Annotated in this window: 7 protein-coding genes; 1 reads left to right on the top strand and 6 read right to left on the bottom strand. The window is 36.6% G+C overall.

From position 1 onward, the window contains the following. The first annotated feature begins 237 nt into the window (after positions 1 to 237). On the top strand, positions 238 to 1,107 hold the full coding sequence (locus UGRO018_RS16420; RefSeq protein ID WP_416327591.1) for an AraC family transcriptional regulator: 870 nt from the start codon (positions 238 to 240) through the stop codon (positions 1,105 to 1,107). Between the two features lie 23 nt (positions 1,108 to 1,130). Here UGRO018_RS16420 and UGRO018_RS16415 read toward each other — a convergent pair whose 3' ends face one another. From UGRO018_RS16415 to UGRO018_RS16390, 6 genes are all read right to left on the bottom strand, one after another. Then, positions 1,131 to 3,359: an alpha-galactosidase gene (locus UGRO018_RS16415; protein WP_416327590.1), complete on the bottom strand. Its 2,229-nt coding sequence runs from the start codon at positions 3,357 to 3,359 to the stop codon at positions 1,131 to 1,133. Next, positions 3,340 to 4,794: a melibiose:sodium transporter MelB gene (gene melB / locus UGRO018_RS16410; protein WP_416327589.1), complete on the bottom strand. Its 1,455-nt coding sequence runs from the start codon at positions 4,792 to 4,794 to the stop codon at positions 3,340 to 3,342. Before melB ends, UGRO018_RS16415 begins: the two co-directional genes overlap by 20 nt. Before the next feature lie 343 nt (positions 4,795 to 5,137). Then, the gene (locus UGRO018_RS16405; RefSeq protein ID WP_416327588.1) at positions 5,138 to 10,942 is read right to left on the bottom strand and encodes an endo-alpha-N-acetylgalactosaminidase family protein; all 5,805 of its coding nucleotides are present in this window, start codon (positions 10,940 to 10,942) and stop codon (positions 5,138 to 5,140) included. A gap of 264 nt (positions 10,943 to 11,206) precedes the next feature. Continuing rightward, positions 11,207 to 12,184 (bottom strand): carbohydrate kinase family protein, encoded by a 978-nt coding sequence (locus UGRO018_RS16400; RefSeq protein ID WP_416327587.1) that lies wholly within the window; start codon positions 12,182 to 12,184, stop codon positions 11,207 to 11,209. Positions 12,185 to 12,199: 15 nt separating this feature from the next. Continuing rightward, positions 12,200 to 13,678, bottom strand: a complete 1,479-nt coding sequence (locus tag UGRO018_RS16395) for a glycoside hydrolase family 32 protein (protein WP_416327586.1) — start codon at positions 13,676 to 13,678, stop codon at positions 12,200 to 12,202. Continuing rightward, positions 13,647 to 15,581 (bottom strand): sucrose-specific PTS transporter subunit IIBC, encoded by a 1,935-nt coding sequence (locus UGRO018_RS16390; RefSeq protein WP_416327585.1) that lies wholly within the window; start codon positions 15,579 to 15,581, stop codon positions 13,647 to 13,649. Before UGRO018_RS16390 ends, UGRO018_RS16395 begins: the two co-directional genes overlap by 32 nt. Between the last annotated feature and the right edge of the window lie 350 nt (positions 15,582 to 15,931).

The following is a 15,931-nucleotide window of genomic DNA, read 5'->3' as shown; positions in this document are numbered from 1 at the left end:
GATTGTAAATAAATATATATAAATAAAAAAGCATCACAAACATATAACAGTTACTATTTTAATGTCTATTACCTTTTTTTGCAAGACTTTAATAGACTTTTTTATTATAAAATAGGAATTCCCTTTTTTTACTGTCTTTGCGAATCGCTTACACAAGTTTAAAAATTCAATAATTATGACAAAACTATTTCTTTCATAGCTTCAACTTATGTATAATATAGTTAACGAGGTGATAGCATGTATTCTAGTCTTGAAATCAAAAATGATGCCTTTACTGATTTTTATTTACTTTATTGTGGGAAACAAGAATGCCCTTCCTTATATTCCTATGGACCTGCCGTACGAGATAATTTTTTGATTCATTATTGTATTAAGGGAAAAGGCACTTATTTTGCCAAACAAAGAAATTATAAAATAGAACAAGGTGATGCTTTCTTGATCCTACCAGGAGAGGTCACGTTCTATCAAGCAGATGAAGAAGATCCTTGGACGTATGTTTGGATTGGCTTTGATGGTTTGAAGGCAGAAACCTATCTTAAGCGTTGTGGATTGGATAAAGATCATTTGAAAACTCATTGTGATGAAATAGAAATACTTTCTACTATGATCGATAGCATGATTACGCACAATACTTTGAGTTATAGTAATGAGTTATATATACAAGGAAAGCTCTTTGAATTTTTCTCTTATTTAAGTGCAAGTGCAAACATTGAATATAAAACAGAAATTAGTAGCGAAAATATTCATGTCAATAAAGCAATTGAATTTATTCAGAAAAATTATCAAAATTTTATAACTGTTAATGATATTGCAGATTATGTAGGACTCCATCGTTCTTATTTATCTTCTATCTTTCAAAAACAACTGCATATGTCACCACAACAGTTTTTATTGAAATTTCGTATCACCAAAGCAAATGATCTATTGACCAAAACCGATCTTCCTATCAACTCTATCTCTTATTCTTGTGGTTATGCTAATCAATTGGCTTTTTCTAAGGCCTATCACAAGGTGACCGGAATATCACCAAGCACCTATCGTAAAGAGAAACGAATCGGTAAAAATGAGATAAGAAGTGAGGATCCACATAAAGATGAAAGATTATAAAACCAGGCAATTACGCCTGGTTTTTATGCTTCTATTACTTTTAGATGATATAGTTTAGATTGATAATCTCCATTACTTCCATTGTATTTTTCTTTATTTTCTCCTGAGAATGAGCCACTGGTGATCAATCCATATTGCATTAGCTCATCACCATAATGTTCATGATCCTCTATGGATACATGGTAATTCCAATCAGGGCATAAACCCTGTAAACGAATTCTTTCATAAGCACCATTGACACCTTGTAGAGTTCTATAATATCCAACAATGGCTTCTGTTTGATCTTTTGATACTACCATCCATGCACTAACATTGTGTTTAAATGGACTTTGTAGACGATAGAAGGTTCCAAATTGAATCAGCTTTCTATGCTGTTTCATAAACTTGATCTGTTCTTTTACTTTATCCTGTTCTTCTTTGCTTAATTGGTTCAGATATAACTCATAACCAAAGGTACCGAAATAAGCAACATTAGCTCTGGTTTCAATTGGTGTGTTTCTTAGTAGTTGATGATTTGGTGTTGCGGATACATGAGAACCAATGGAGCTGATAGGATAAACCATGCTTGTTCCATATTGAATTTTTATACGTTCTAATGCATCTGTATCATCACTTGTCCAACATTGTGGGGCATAATATAACATACCCGGATCAAAGCGTGCTCCTCCACTTGCACAAGATTCGAATAGTATATGAGGAAAGTCATGAATCAAACGTTCATATAATTCATAAACACCAAGAATATAGCGATGCATCACACAGCCTTGATGCTCAGCGTCGCAACCATTGGAATATACCTCACTCATACAACGATTCATATCCCATTTCACATAAGATATTTTAGCCTGGGATAAAACCTGATACATTTGTTGATAGATTCCATCCACAACCTCTTTTCTAGAGAAATCTAACACATATTGATTTCTTCCATGACAACTGTTTCGTTGTGGTGTTTGTAAGATCCAATCCGGGTGTAAACGATAGAGATCACTATCCTTATTTACCATTTCTGGTTCAAACCAAAGACCGAAAGAAAGTCCTATTGCTTCAATCTTTTCAGACAGACCCTTGATCCCATTTGGTAATTTTGTAAGATTAGGGTACCAATCTCCCAATCCTGCATGATCATCATTTCTATTTCCAAACCATCCATCATCTAATACAAACAATTCTATGCCAAGTTGTTTCGCTGTCTGTGCGATATTCAATATTTTTTGTTCATTAAAATCAAAATAAGTAGCCTCCCAATTATTGATAAGGATTGGTCTGACTCGATCTCTCCACATTCCTCGAGCAAGTCGTTTTTGATAAAGTTCATGGTAGACTTGACTCATTGCATTCATACCTTGATCCGTATACACCATGATGACCTCTGGTGTTTGAAAACTGTCATGTTGTGATAATGGCCAATGGAAGGTATCAGGATGGATTCCCATACGAATACGTGCAACTTCGTAAGTATCGACTTCTACACTTGCCAAAAAATTGCCACTGTACACAAGACTGAAACCATAAACCTCTCCGTGTTCTTCTGTTGTTTCTTTCCTTTTTAAAGCAAGAAATGGATTATAATTATTAGAACTACAACCACGCATACTATAAATCGATTGCATTCCATGTTCCAGCATACGTTCTTTAATTTCTCGCTCTCTTGACCATGCCCCTGTTAATTCTATCATTTCGTATTCACTATCAGGCAGATCTACGCTCATGCTCATTGCATTGGTCAAAATCGCTGATTGCGAATTGGTTATAAATTTAGTATTTCTTGCGATAGCTGCGACATGGGTAAAGATCGTATAAGATAACACCATATCCATATCTAAGACATCGTCATGAAGCATGATCTGTAACGTATCCGCTTCATCTTGTTTCTCACAATAAGTTGCTGGTAAGCCTTCTAAGGTCGGCTTTCCTTTTATAATATGATGGGACACATAAGTAAACTCTGATATTCTACTTCCATTGTTACTTAATATTTCATAAGCAGGATGTCGCATATCTCCATGACCGTAACTTGGATATTCCTGACGTATATGTTCCATGGAAAAGGTTAGATCATGTTCAAAACTACAAGGTGACATCGGTCGTTGTCTTAGCTCTAATAGATAATGAAAGTCTGCTTTATCCTTTAATCGTTTTCCATAATAAAGTTGTGTTAGTTGTTCATTTTTTAATATCATAAAGATATAACTGATATTATCATTATATAAATGAAAGGTTCTTGTATTTTCATGATACTGTATTGGCATAAGTTTCTCCTCTTCGCATAGTGATGACTTGTTCTGCTTTCTGTTCTAAGATATCTTCCTTAGGTTGCTCTGTGATTTCCTTTTTACGTTGATTTAAAGCTTTCATAATATCATTATAATAGGCTCCATGAAGTTGAAATTTCGTTTTATATATGATATAGGATAGGACAACAAAGATCATAGGAATACCGATCATTAAAAAGCGGATACCTTGTATGGTGGCCATACTTTGGGTAGCATTTGGTAAATAACCTGTGATATCTAAAGCAAAGCCTGTACATAATGCTCCCAAAGCACTCGTGAATTTCACAAGCAATGTCTGAATAGAAAAGGTGATGGATTCATTTCTTGTTCCGAATTTATATTCTCCATAGTCTACTACATTCGCAAGTACAACAGTCACGATACCTAGTTGAAGTCCTGATCCAAATTTTACACCAATACCTGACAATGCGGTCAGTATCATATTTTGTGGCGCAATAAATCCTGTGATCAAAAGAATGCTCAAACCGATGATCGGAATACCACTTGCGAAAAAATAAACCTGATCTTTTCTGATTTTTTTGGCGATCTTCGGGAAAAGAAGCAGTCCCAAAATTTCCGCAAAGCCCGCAAACATTGTAAATACCGAGAACATCGATTTACTACCTGCCACATAAATGAAATAATACGTAGAAATACCCGTTATGATCTGCATTGCGAAATTGAACGTTAGTATGACTGCAATGGCAACATGTAATTGATCGTTTTCTTTGATGATCTTGATCATTTTTCGAAAACTAGTTTTATCTTGTTTCACATTGGTTGTTTTATCTGCACTTTTCACATTGCATACCGTAAAACCGATCCCTATCACAAATACAATGGCAATGACCCAAGCAAAGCGAGTATACCCTTGTTGTGCATTTCCTTGTCCCAATACATCCATGATCTGTAACCCAAAGCCTCCTACCAAAAGACTTCCTCCAATAGACGCAAAGATCCTTGGTATTACTGCCAGGCGATCTCGTTGCACAGGATCTTGGGTAAGATTAGGAAGCATTGACCAGTATGGAATATCCATAATGGTATAGGTCATTCCCCATAAAATATACATTACTGCCGCAAAGATATATAAGGAAGTGCCACTTAAATGAAAATTAGTAAACAAGCAGACAAATATAACTGCATTGATCAAGGTACCGATGGCTAACCATGGTCGAAATTTCCCCCACTTAGTTTTGGTATTATCTACGATCATGCCCATTCCTAAATCATTGACGGCATCCCAAAACTTCGCAAAGAAAAACAGGGTACCTACAAAGCTGGCACTAAGCTTTAACACATCTGTAAAATAAATCATGCAATATGTGAATATCAATCCACATACCATGTCCTTTCCCAAAGCTCCAAGCCCATAGGAATAAATTTCTTTTGCACTTAACTTCATATTCATTTCTTTATCCTTTCTCAACATTAGCTTTTGCTTTGTAATAGCAAATCGCTCATGTTTTTATACATCCCCCAAAACTTTTATGAAGCGCTTTCACAATAGCATTATAACATTGTGATAAATAAAAAAAAGATAATGAAGTATTCAATATATATCCAAATGTTATATTTTATAACAATGATATTTTTGCTTAAGAAGTTTAAAAAAAAAGATGAAAGTCGAATATCTAAGATAATTTTGTGATATCGGTAATTCTATGACAGTCCTAATTTAATATAAATATATCCATATGTTATATACTAAAGCAGATGATAAAAGAGCCCATAGGAATGGACTCTTTTCATTGTTATTCTGCTTTTCTTTTTCTCTTTACAAGAATGAGAATAGCACCTCCGGATAAGATGGCAAGACTCAACAACCATCCTACTTGTGTAGTATCTCCTGTTTCTACATGATCTGTTCCCGGTTTTCCATCAGTACCTGGGTTTCCATCTGCTCCTGGTTTACCATCTGTTCCTGACTGTTTTTCTGGAACCAATGCATTGATGGCTTGATCTAACGTCATATATGCTTGATTGATTTGTTCTTGTGTTGCTTCTTCATTAGCAAGCACATCTTCTGCTTTCTTAATGGCATCAAGCAAGTTCTGGAAACTTTCTGCTGTATAATCTTTTTGATTCTTTGTTAACGCAACTTGTAGTTTTTGCATCAACGCAGTTTTATCTACTTTGGTTTGTTCTTCCCCTTTTAAAATCAAATCACCTTGAGCTTTTGTAAGAGCTAGCAGCGCATCTTTTACATCAGCCTCGCTCGCATCCTGATCTTTCCAAACTGCTTTTGCCTTCTCTAATGCTTTGTGGAATGCATCAACACTTTCGACGGTGTATTTGCTTGTATCTACTTTTTCTGCATTTTGGATTGCTTCATAAAGATTTGTTTTATCCACCTCGGTGTCTTTTAGTTTCAATGCCTTGATTGCATCTTGTAGATTTGCCAAAGCCAGCTCTACATCAAATTGAGTTGCATGTTCATCGGCAAGAACAGCCTTTGCAGCAGTAGCCTTTTCCATTAGATATGCATAACTTTCCGGTGTATAAAGCGCTTGATCTATATCTTTTAAGGTATGGAATATCTGTTCTAACATTCCTTTTTCAACTTGTACGGTATCTTCGATATCTCTTGGTGTCGTGATACGCAATTCTGCAGCAGAAGCAAATTTATTTGTTTCCCCATCTGATTGTCCCATAGAAGAATTTACTTTCAATCTCACGCTGATGACATTTTTTATTGGGTCTTTCAATGAAACCTTCTGCCATTTTGTCGTGGTATCAAACGTACCGGACACTTTGGTTTCTTTTCCATCTTCAGTTGTCAATATCAAATCATAATCTTTGATCTTTCCATTTACGACTCCACCTGATCTTGGTAAATAACGAAGTCCATCCACTGTGGTTGGCTCTGCTAGATCAAATTGATACCATGCATCGTCTAAGTTGGTATCTGACCAGCTTGTATGCCAATGAGTATTATCTTTGCCATCCTGTGCAAACTCTACCGGTCCTTCATTTTCATATACACTTTGTGCACTTCCAGCAGATACTTCATAGTTTTCTTGATCTATATCAAAGTCGGCACTTGCTTCATTTCCTGATGCCGTCTCCATATAACCTTCCAATGCACGTAATAAGCGATGAGCCTGTACCACATCTTCTTTTGTGCTCATATCCTTATTCAGTAATACACGTACTTGCATCATCGTTTCTGTGTATACCTTCCATGTTGTTGCGGTATAATCTTTTCTTTGATATGTTGTACTCATTTCTTCTAATTTGGCAACTACATCATCTTTTTCAATGGTTTCTTCTTGTTTTTCAATACTTAAATTATCAAGAACGAAATCTTTATAGCCACCGAAATTAATCGGATTTTGATCTTCTTTTTTATTTGGATCAAGTCCTTGATAATCTGCCTTTTGATCTGTAGAATAAATCCCAAACCAAGAATCACTTTCTAATGCACCCGTTAATTCAAATTCATAAGTGCTTGTAGTTCCCATAGCTTTTTTCAATGGCAACAATGTAATATCACTGGAACCATATTCTCCATGACCAATTGCGATTGCATACGTATGATCTGAGCCTGCTTGATAATCAAATCGAATCTTATAAGTTACCCCCGGTTCAAAACGAACATTTTGTGGAATGGTTTGATATACTAACGTATTTGCTTCAGATAACCCATTGACCTTGACAGACCAATCACCATCTAAGACATCATCCATCTTTTTCACATCCCAACCAGCTTGTGTATAAGGAGCATGTTTCTCAGATAAATGCGTACGATTATCTTCAACACCCTCAATCCCACTGACTACGAATGGATAAATACCTTGTACATTTTGTTCGAAATCATTGGTAAAGGAAATCAAATGACCTGATTCATCTAGCTTGATATTATCTGAATTATTTTCTATGATACGAATATCATCAAAATAAGTATCCTTATCATCGCCACTATGCTGTAATGTTAATGCTACTTGACTTCCATCACTTGGTGCCGTAAAGAATACATACATGTTTTGGAAATAACTATTTCCATCTACGGTCGCAGAATTGGTATTGTGTGTATATGCCTTTACATAGTTCTTTGCGATACTTTCTTCTGTATAATTCTGAGCTAATACTTTGCCATTTGCTGAAACGATCGCACTTGCTTTTCCTTCACTTCGATTGTCCACTCCAACATATAGCGCATATTGCTTACCGGCTTTCAAATCGCTCAATGTCTGTGTAGTGGAAATTTCTCCAGAAAGCTTCAACATCGGATTGCTGTACTGACTCTTTGCAATGGTCGCTTCTCCAGTTCCTTGGATATCCCAATTTTCCTTTAGCGATGCTAATCCTCCATTGAAACCCGCATCCACAATGTGCATTCCTTCGCTCCATGTAATATCAATTTGCTGTTCTTCCCCTTTACAAACTACATATGGAGTTTCTCCTTCTGCATGGAGTGTAATACTTCCATCTACGACTTGAACCTTTTGTTTTTCGGTTTTGCCTAAATCAGTTAATTTATATACAGTCACATTTGTTAAGTTCTTCCAATCTTCCGGAAGCTTCCAATTGCTTTCTCCACCTAGTGTATTCCAGTGATATAGCTTTTCATCCCTACTGTCTACAAAAGCACCGCTTTGTGCATCCCAGTTCCATGGAATTAAATAACTTTCATTTCCTTTTTTACTTCCATCTCCTGCAGATACCACACCTTCTAAAATAATGTTTCCATTTAGGGTCATGGTACGATAACGATAATCATCACTTGAGGTATCATTGGTTTTTCTAGAGATCACAACGATATTACCTGCATCATCTTGTAGTGTGATTTGTTCATTTCCATTGTTGATGGAAGCATCAGATACAGAATCCTTATTCAAAGGATCATTGACCCAATTTGTCACCTTGAAATGCTGGATGAATTTTGTAGAAACATCATGCGTATATAGATTTTTGATATATGCGTCATAATCATTACGACCTTGCCATCCTTCAAAATCTTTCATATTATAACCACCAAGAAGTGGAGCATTTGCGGCACCTCCATAACTTGGGAAATCACCGACCCAACTATCTTTTTGATGATTTCTTAAAAATCTCATCACCTGACTATTTTCACCTTTGGAAGTATAATCACCATAGGTTAGATCGGCAGCCCAATGCTGGAAAGTAGAATCATATTCATTTCCTGATCCCCATTCAGTTGTCATACGCCAACCATTATCATTGATCATTTTGGATATTTTACGTGTTTCCCAAGAATCCTCTGCGGATGCCGTTAGATTTCCCCATACATCTAAGTAGATAAAGTCCATACGATCGCCAACTTGGTCCTTTAGTTCTTTGAATCTTTTTTCTCTTGAACCAGATGCTAGATCATATATACCATCGATTCCAACACCTTGATCTAACCAGTTCCAGCCATAAGATAAATTATTACCGTTTCTTCTAACCAAATCCTCATCAAAAGCCTTCGCTTCCGGATACATTTCACTTGCATTCACATGTACACCAAATCTTGCTCCATACGCTTTTCCCTTATCCATCAAAGTATTAAAATCTTTTGCACCACCAATTCTTTTACCGATATCGCCATAATCCGGATGACCGGAATCATGTCCTTCACTACCATATCCTTTTAATAACACAGACTGTCCCAATCCATCTGTATGTAACGCAACTTTTTTTACATTATCTAAGGTCGTTAAGAATGGATTCTGTGCCTGACCACCAAAATTCATTGCTATTCGCCAAGCTACTAATTCAGGTACTTCTTCACTCTTATAAGGATTGTTCATGATTTCTCGAAATGCAATCGCACCATCCTGCCAATTGACTGTTTGATCATGATTTTCATCACCGGTGATGACAACGGACATTTTCGGCATTTCAGTTTCTTCAACCATATGCGATACCCCTTTAGAATCCGTAACTACTCTATGATAATACCAAGGAGCACTGGCAAGTCCCAAAGATTTATAAGTATCGGTTTCACTTGTTGATGCTAAGATTCTGGTATTTTGACTACCACCCTCAACAGGTGCTGCCACCACACGACCATTATGCTCGGAGTTACTCCATATGCCGGCACTTAATTCATCATTAGATAAGAAACCATACATATAATCCCTATCACGGATATCGTCCATAACTTTTGTGACAGCGATGGTTTCATCTCCTGATGCTTGTGTATTACTAGACATGACAGCTCCCGTAAAAGATGCATTGCTTTGATTGCTTCTAACAGAAACTAAAGAATGTTGAGGGAAAGATAACGTCTGTACAGGATATTGATGATCACTTAAATGATTTTCGATCTTCGTGACATGGAAGAATAACTTATTTCCATCCAAACTGATCTCAACGCTGATCGTTGCATCAATATGTGCTTCTTCCTTTTGAACCTGCATGGTATAGATTGCTTTGGTACCCAAATGATCCACACTGACATCTTCATCATTTAGCTTGATAGAAACGCCATTGATCTCTACGGTATTGATTTGTTCACTTTGACCATACATGATTTTATTCTTTAATGCATCACTTTTCATAGTGTATTTCTGTACAGAAGGGAAGTTTTCATATAAATCCACCTTCATTTCAGATGTTTCCATTGCATAGGTAGAGGCTTGTTGAGCTTGTGTTAGCGTGATATCAGGAATGCTTTTATCTCCATCTTCTATGGTAAAGGTTCCTTCATAAGCTTCATACCCTTCTTTCATCACTTTGATATGATATTCGCCATTGATAAATACTTTATCAAATTTGAAATTTCCATTTTCATCACTTTGCACTTCTGTTTTCCCTATACGTACTCTAGCATTCGCAATCGGTTGTTTCATTTCATCCATTAAGTGCCCTGATACCGCATATGAAATTTGTGCTTCTGCATGTAAACCGGTATAATCCATTTCGGTTAAATACATATCACTGATTTCTGTACCTTGATAACTGCCGGCCTTGATACCGATCTGATTACTCAAAGACATCCCTGAAATATCCAAATGTTCAAATACAAGCTCATTATCGATCAAAACACTTACTTCTTGGTTTTCATCCCATTCGATCCTGATCAAGCTTTCCTTACCTTTTTCCAAAGACGGTATTCTCTCACCCTGATACCATTCCCCATTTCCATTTTGATATTTTTGCCAAAACCAGCCTTCTTTATCATATCCGATAAACAAACCATTACCTGGATCTTGATATCCCAGATAAAAACCAAATCTGGTCTGAGATGCATCACTTTCTGCTTTCATCTTCGTTTTAAAGAATCCCGGTTTTGTAAAATCAAAAGTCGCATCATTTACAAAGACTGCCGGATAGCCAGCCTGTGCGCTTGTCCCATTGCCATTGTTTATGGTAGAGGCCAAATGTAACCAACCATCTGCTACAGAACAGATTTCTTCTCCCTTCGCAGTGGCAGCATCTAACTTCCAATGTTCTAAAATACCATCTTTCACAGCTTTTTGTTGATCATCTGTACCAGTAGGATTTACTTCAGCTTGCTTAGCCATCACAGGATTCAGCAATGCATTTGGCGCAATGCTGGTCATGGTAAGTCCTAATGAAACAACGATATTCAACCCTTTCTTCATATCATAATTCCTCCTTTTACGATATATTTAGTAGGATTAAAGAATAACATTGTTGTGTGAGTTATCCTCTATATGCGAGGAAATCTGTCACATATTCCACCCATACTGAAATCTATTACGTTATTTATGATATACTGAAAGCGCTTTTATGTATATAACGATAATTGCTCCCTTTTTTATATATCTTGTTATAGTTAATTTTGCGAATAATAATAAAAAGATGAATACAGCGAAAATTAGGTTTCGCTATATTCATCACTTGTTTCATTGGATGATCGTGTTTTTTTGAAATGCTGTTAATTCTTCTAATGTGGCCATTGCATCAATCGCTCCCTCTTTGGTTGTTGTATGAGCCGCATACAAGTTCGCAAATACAAGAAATTCTGTAAGTTCTTCCTTAGATATTGCTGAGAGATCTAAACAATCGTTTGATAATAACTGATACAAAAATGCACCGATAAAGGAATCTCCTGCACCTGTGGTATCGAATACATCGACGCAATACCCTTTCGCCTTTACCATGGAATGATCTCTTTGATATAAACGTGCACCATCCTTGCCCATGGTATAAATCAAGAATTGACAACGATCCTTGAAAAAGAAAGGTAATGCCGTTTCGATATCAGTAAACCCACTAATAAATTCTAATTCTTCATCAGATATCTTTATGATATCTGCATATGGCAAGAATTCATGAATCGCATCTTTGCACGCTTCTTCTGTATCCCATAAATTTAATCTTACATTAGGGTCAAAGCTAATGATGATATCTTCTTTCATCGCCATATCAATAAGTTTTTTATGACTTTGTTTCATAGGGCTTTCCACAAGATCTACACTACAAAAATGTAGAATACCACAATCCTTTAATGCAGATGAAGATATATCTTTTGGATCAAGATTTTTATCTGCACAATCTTTTCGATAAAATAGAAAGTCACGGTTTCCATCGGCGGCCAATGAAACAAAAGCCAATGCAGTATTTGCGTCTTTACTACGTACAATATCACTGGTATCTACGCCTACAGCATCAAATACCTCCATGATATGATCTCCAAATGCATCTTCACCTAGTTGTGTAATAAATTTAGCTTTCCCACCAAGTTTAGCGACACTCGCCGCAACATTGGCAGGCGCACCTCCCGCTACTCTTTTAAATCGAGGTACATCCTTTAATCGTTGTCCTTTTTGTTCAGGGATAAAATCGATCAATGCTTCTCCGATTGCACATAATTTTTTCATATTCATCCTCATTTCTTAATCAATGCTGATACTACCTAATCGATAAAACCGGATATCACCAATCATATCACAGCTTAAGAAACAAACGTTATTTTCGCAATGCTTACTATATACTCGTGTGGTAAATACCGTTTCTCCATCATTCACGAAGATTTCAAAAGATGAAGTATCCGCATAAATCGCTAACTTGCTTAATTCCTTTAACACTGTTGTACGATTAGTTCTTCCATATCCGCATTCCTTTAACGTTAAAGTGAATTGTTTGGTTTCCTTTTGATAGGATATGGTAGCGCCTTTTCTTAATTGTAGCACAAAGTCATCCTCTTGCTCAACATCAATACGCATTTCAAAACAATCCTCTAAAAGCTTTAAGGAAGAAAAGTCCTTTGTGTTTGTGTGTATTTCCTCTTGACGAAGCTCTTTCATCTCTTCGATCGGTGTTTGATATAAGATGCCATTTCGATGAGTAATGACACGAGGCATGGTCAAGGCATGTTGCCAACCTTGTTTTGTAGTTGGATTGGTGTAATCAATATCCGGTAACCCCATCCATCCAATCAAAATCCTTCGTCCTTGTTCATCTTCAAAGCTTTGTGGTGCATAGAAATCAAACCCATGATCAAGCTCATGAAATTCTTTTAATTCATAGGATCCTGTTGTGAAATCTATATCCAATGGAAAATATCCACATTGATGAACATTCGCAAATCGATATCCTTGTTGTTGGACTCCTTGCGGACAGGTAATCAAAAAGTACTGTTCATCAAAAGAAAATAAATCCGGGCATTCCCACATATAACCAAATTCCTGTTCACTGGAAAGCCTTAGCTTATAGTTCCACTGCTTTAGATCTGTACTTTCATACATCAAAACACAACCACGACTCATTCGATCTCGAGCACCTAGTACCATATAGTAAACACCATCTTTTTCATAAATCTTAGGATCTCTTACATGGCAACTCATATCAGATGGATAATCTTGATTATTCAAAACAAGCTCTTTCTCACTAAAATGATATCCATCTTGACTACTTACATGAATCGTATTTTGTTCTCGTCCTTCATTGATATAATCATAAGGTTGATCAAACAGCTTTACATTACCGGTATAAAAGTAATGAATGGTATCTTCCTTAATGAAGGCAGAACCGGAATAGACACCTCTTTCATCCCCTCTACAATCAGGAAACAGGACTGGCTCTTCCTGTTGAAATTGTAGTAGATTTTTTGAAGTCATATGTCCCCAAAGCTTTGTTTTTCCTTCTACATCAAAGGGGGAATATTGATAATAAATATGATAGATACCATGAAATTGACATAATCCATTTGGATCATTCAACCATCCACTTTGTGGCATGATATGATAATGTAATCTCCAAGGATCCTTTTGTACCTTATTTCTTTCTTCCGCAAATGCAGCATAATGAGCTTCATATGCCTTTTGATCCATAGCCAGATCCTTATCCAACAATGGTAAATGCTTCAGTTCCATATGCTAATGATCCTTTCACGATATTCTCCAATTGATGTCCTTCCTTTAAATTAGTAACGACCACAGGTGTTTCTATTGCATAACCGGCAGCTTGAATTGCCGCAATATCAAATTTCAATAATAAAGTTCCCTTTTTCACAACGTCACCTTGTTCTACAAAAGTTTCATATCCTTTTCCTTCTAATTGTACGGTGTCGATACCACAATGAATCAATAGAGATACTCCGGATTTTGTTGTTAACCCAATGGCATGCTTGGTAGGAAATACAAATTTAATGCGACAATCTTCCGGTGCATATACCATACCATCTGTTGGTAGGACCAAAATACCATCTCCCATGGTCTTTTGCGCAAAGACAGGATCACTACTTTCTTCTATCGGTTTTACTACTCCACTTAATGGTAACGCTATGGAAACATTCCCTTTGATTCCTTCAGTAATTTCATTTTCTTCCTCATGAGCTACCAACGGTTGTGTTTCTTTAGATCCTTCTGCTTTTAAAGCTTCTCTTTTCCCAAGTACAAGGGTTAAAACAAATGCTACTGCCATAGAAATCACTAAGCCGATTCCAAATTGTAACCAATGGCTAGGATGAACAGAGATAAATCCTGGAAGACCTGCTGCACCTAATGCAATCGCCAATGTTTTCGTAAAGGCTATCCAAGCACTACCACATGCACTACCGATACAAGCAGCAATGAAAGGATAACGAAGTTTCAAATTTACACCAAACATTGCAGGTTCTGTAATTCCTAACAATGCAGAGATACCTGATGCAGAACATAAAGATTTAATTTTTTCATTTTTCGTAATCAATAATACAGCCAATACGGCAGCTCCTTGTGCAACATTGCTCATAGAAGCAGTCACAAAGATAAAGCTTCCACCTGTCGTTGCCGCATCCGCAATCAATTGTGTTTCAATTGCGATAAAGCTGTGATGCATACCGGTAATCACGATTGGAGCATAGAAGCCACCAAACAAAGCGCCTCCCACAAAACCTAAAGTCTGATAGACCCAAGTAATACCAAAGGAGATACCATCACCTACTGCACGCATGGCCGGACCCACAAACAAGAAGGTCAAAAAGCCGGTAATCATGATTGCGACAAGTGGTGTTGTTAGATTATCTAACCAACTAGGTGTTACTTTATGCAGTTTCTTTTCGATGGTTGCTAAAATCCATGATACAAGTAAAACAGGCAATACAGTTCCTTGATATCCGATTGCCTCTATCTGTAATCCAAATAGATTCCAAATAGGTGCAGTAAACTCCGGTTTTCCAAGATTATATGCATTTAATAAATCCGGATGCACCATGATCATACCCATGGCAGCTCCTAAAAAAGGATTACCACCGAATTTCTTTGTTGCACTAAAACCAATTAATATCGGAAGAAAGGTAAATGGTGCATTAGAGAAGGTATTCAGCATGGTTGCTAATCCTTCAAATTGTGGATACATCTGAATGATGGACATTGTTCCACCTTCAAAGAATGGTGCACTCAATACATTGTACAAGCCCATCAATAAACCACCGGCAACGATTGCAGGAATGATTGGTACGAAAATATCACTCAACAGTTTTACTCCACGCTGTACAAGATGACCTTTTTGTTTTGGTTCCTCTTTGTTTTCTCCCTCATTTGTCTGTTGACCAATGATTTTGCTCACTTCATCACAAACCATATTAACAGTTCCTGCCCCAATAATGATTTGATATTGACCATTCGTGGAAAAGGTTCCCTTAACAACATCCAGTGACTCCAAAGCCTTTTCATCAACACTAGCTTCATCTTTTAATACAAAACGTAAGCGAGTAGCACAATGTGCCACAGAGATAATGTTTGTGTTTCCACCAACCGCTTTTACGATCAGTTTTGCGTCTTGTTCATAATTCATATTAGTTCCTCCTTTATTGTGGTACCGGTTCCTTCGTTTACAGTATAAAGCGGTTACAATCATTTGTCAATACTTTCATAAAAATATTTATTAAATTGATTTATAAAGCTTTTTTTCTATTATGTTATCGGTACCATCATTTATCCCATATCAAGAAAAAAAAGCGATGATTAATCTGATTTTCTAAAATCATCTTAACTAACGCTTCCATCTGCTTAGCACTTAAATCAGTGCCGGATCTTATTATCTTCTTCTAGTAACTTCAATATCTGAGGCCTTAAGCTTTCCTCTACTTCTAGTAAATCTAGAGCATCATCGATACTCATTTTTTTCTTTTTTATGATCATCTT

Source organism: Hoskinsella mucinilytica, from assembly GCF_045223415.1.
Classification (GTDB): Bacteria; Bacillota_I; Bacilli_A; order Erysipelotrichales; family Erysipelotrichaceae; genus Hoskinsella; species Hoskinsella mucinilytica.
The sequence above is the reverse complement of the archived record's forward strand: the minus strand, read 5'-3'. Positions and strand labels throughout refer to the sequence as shown.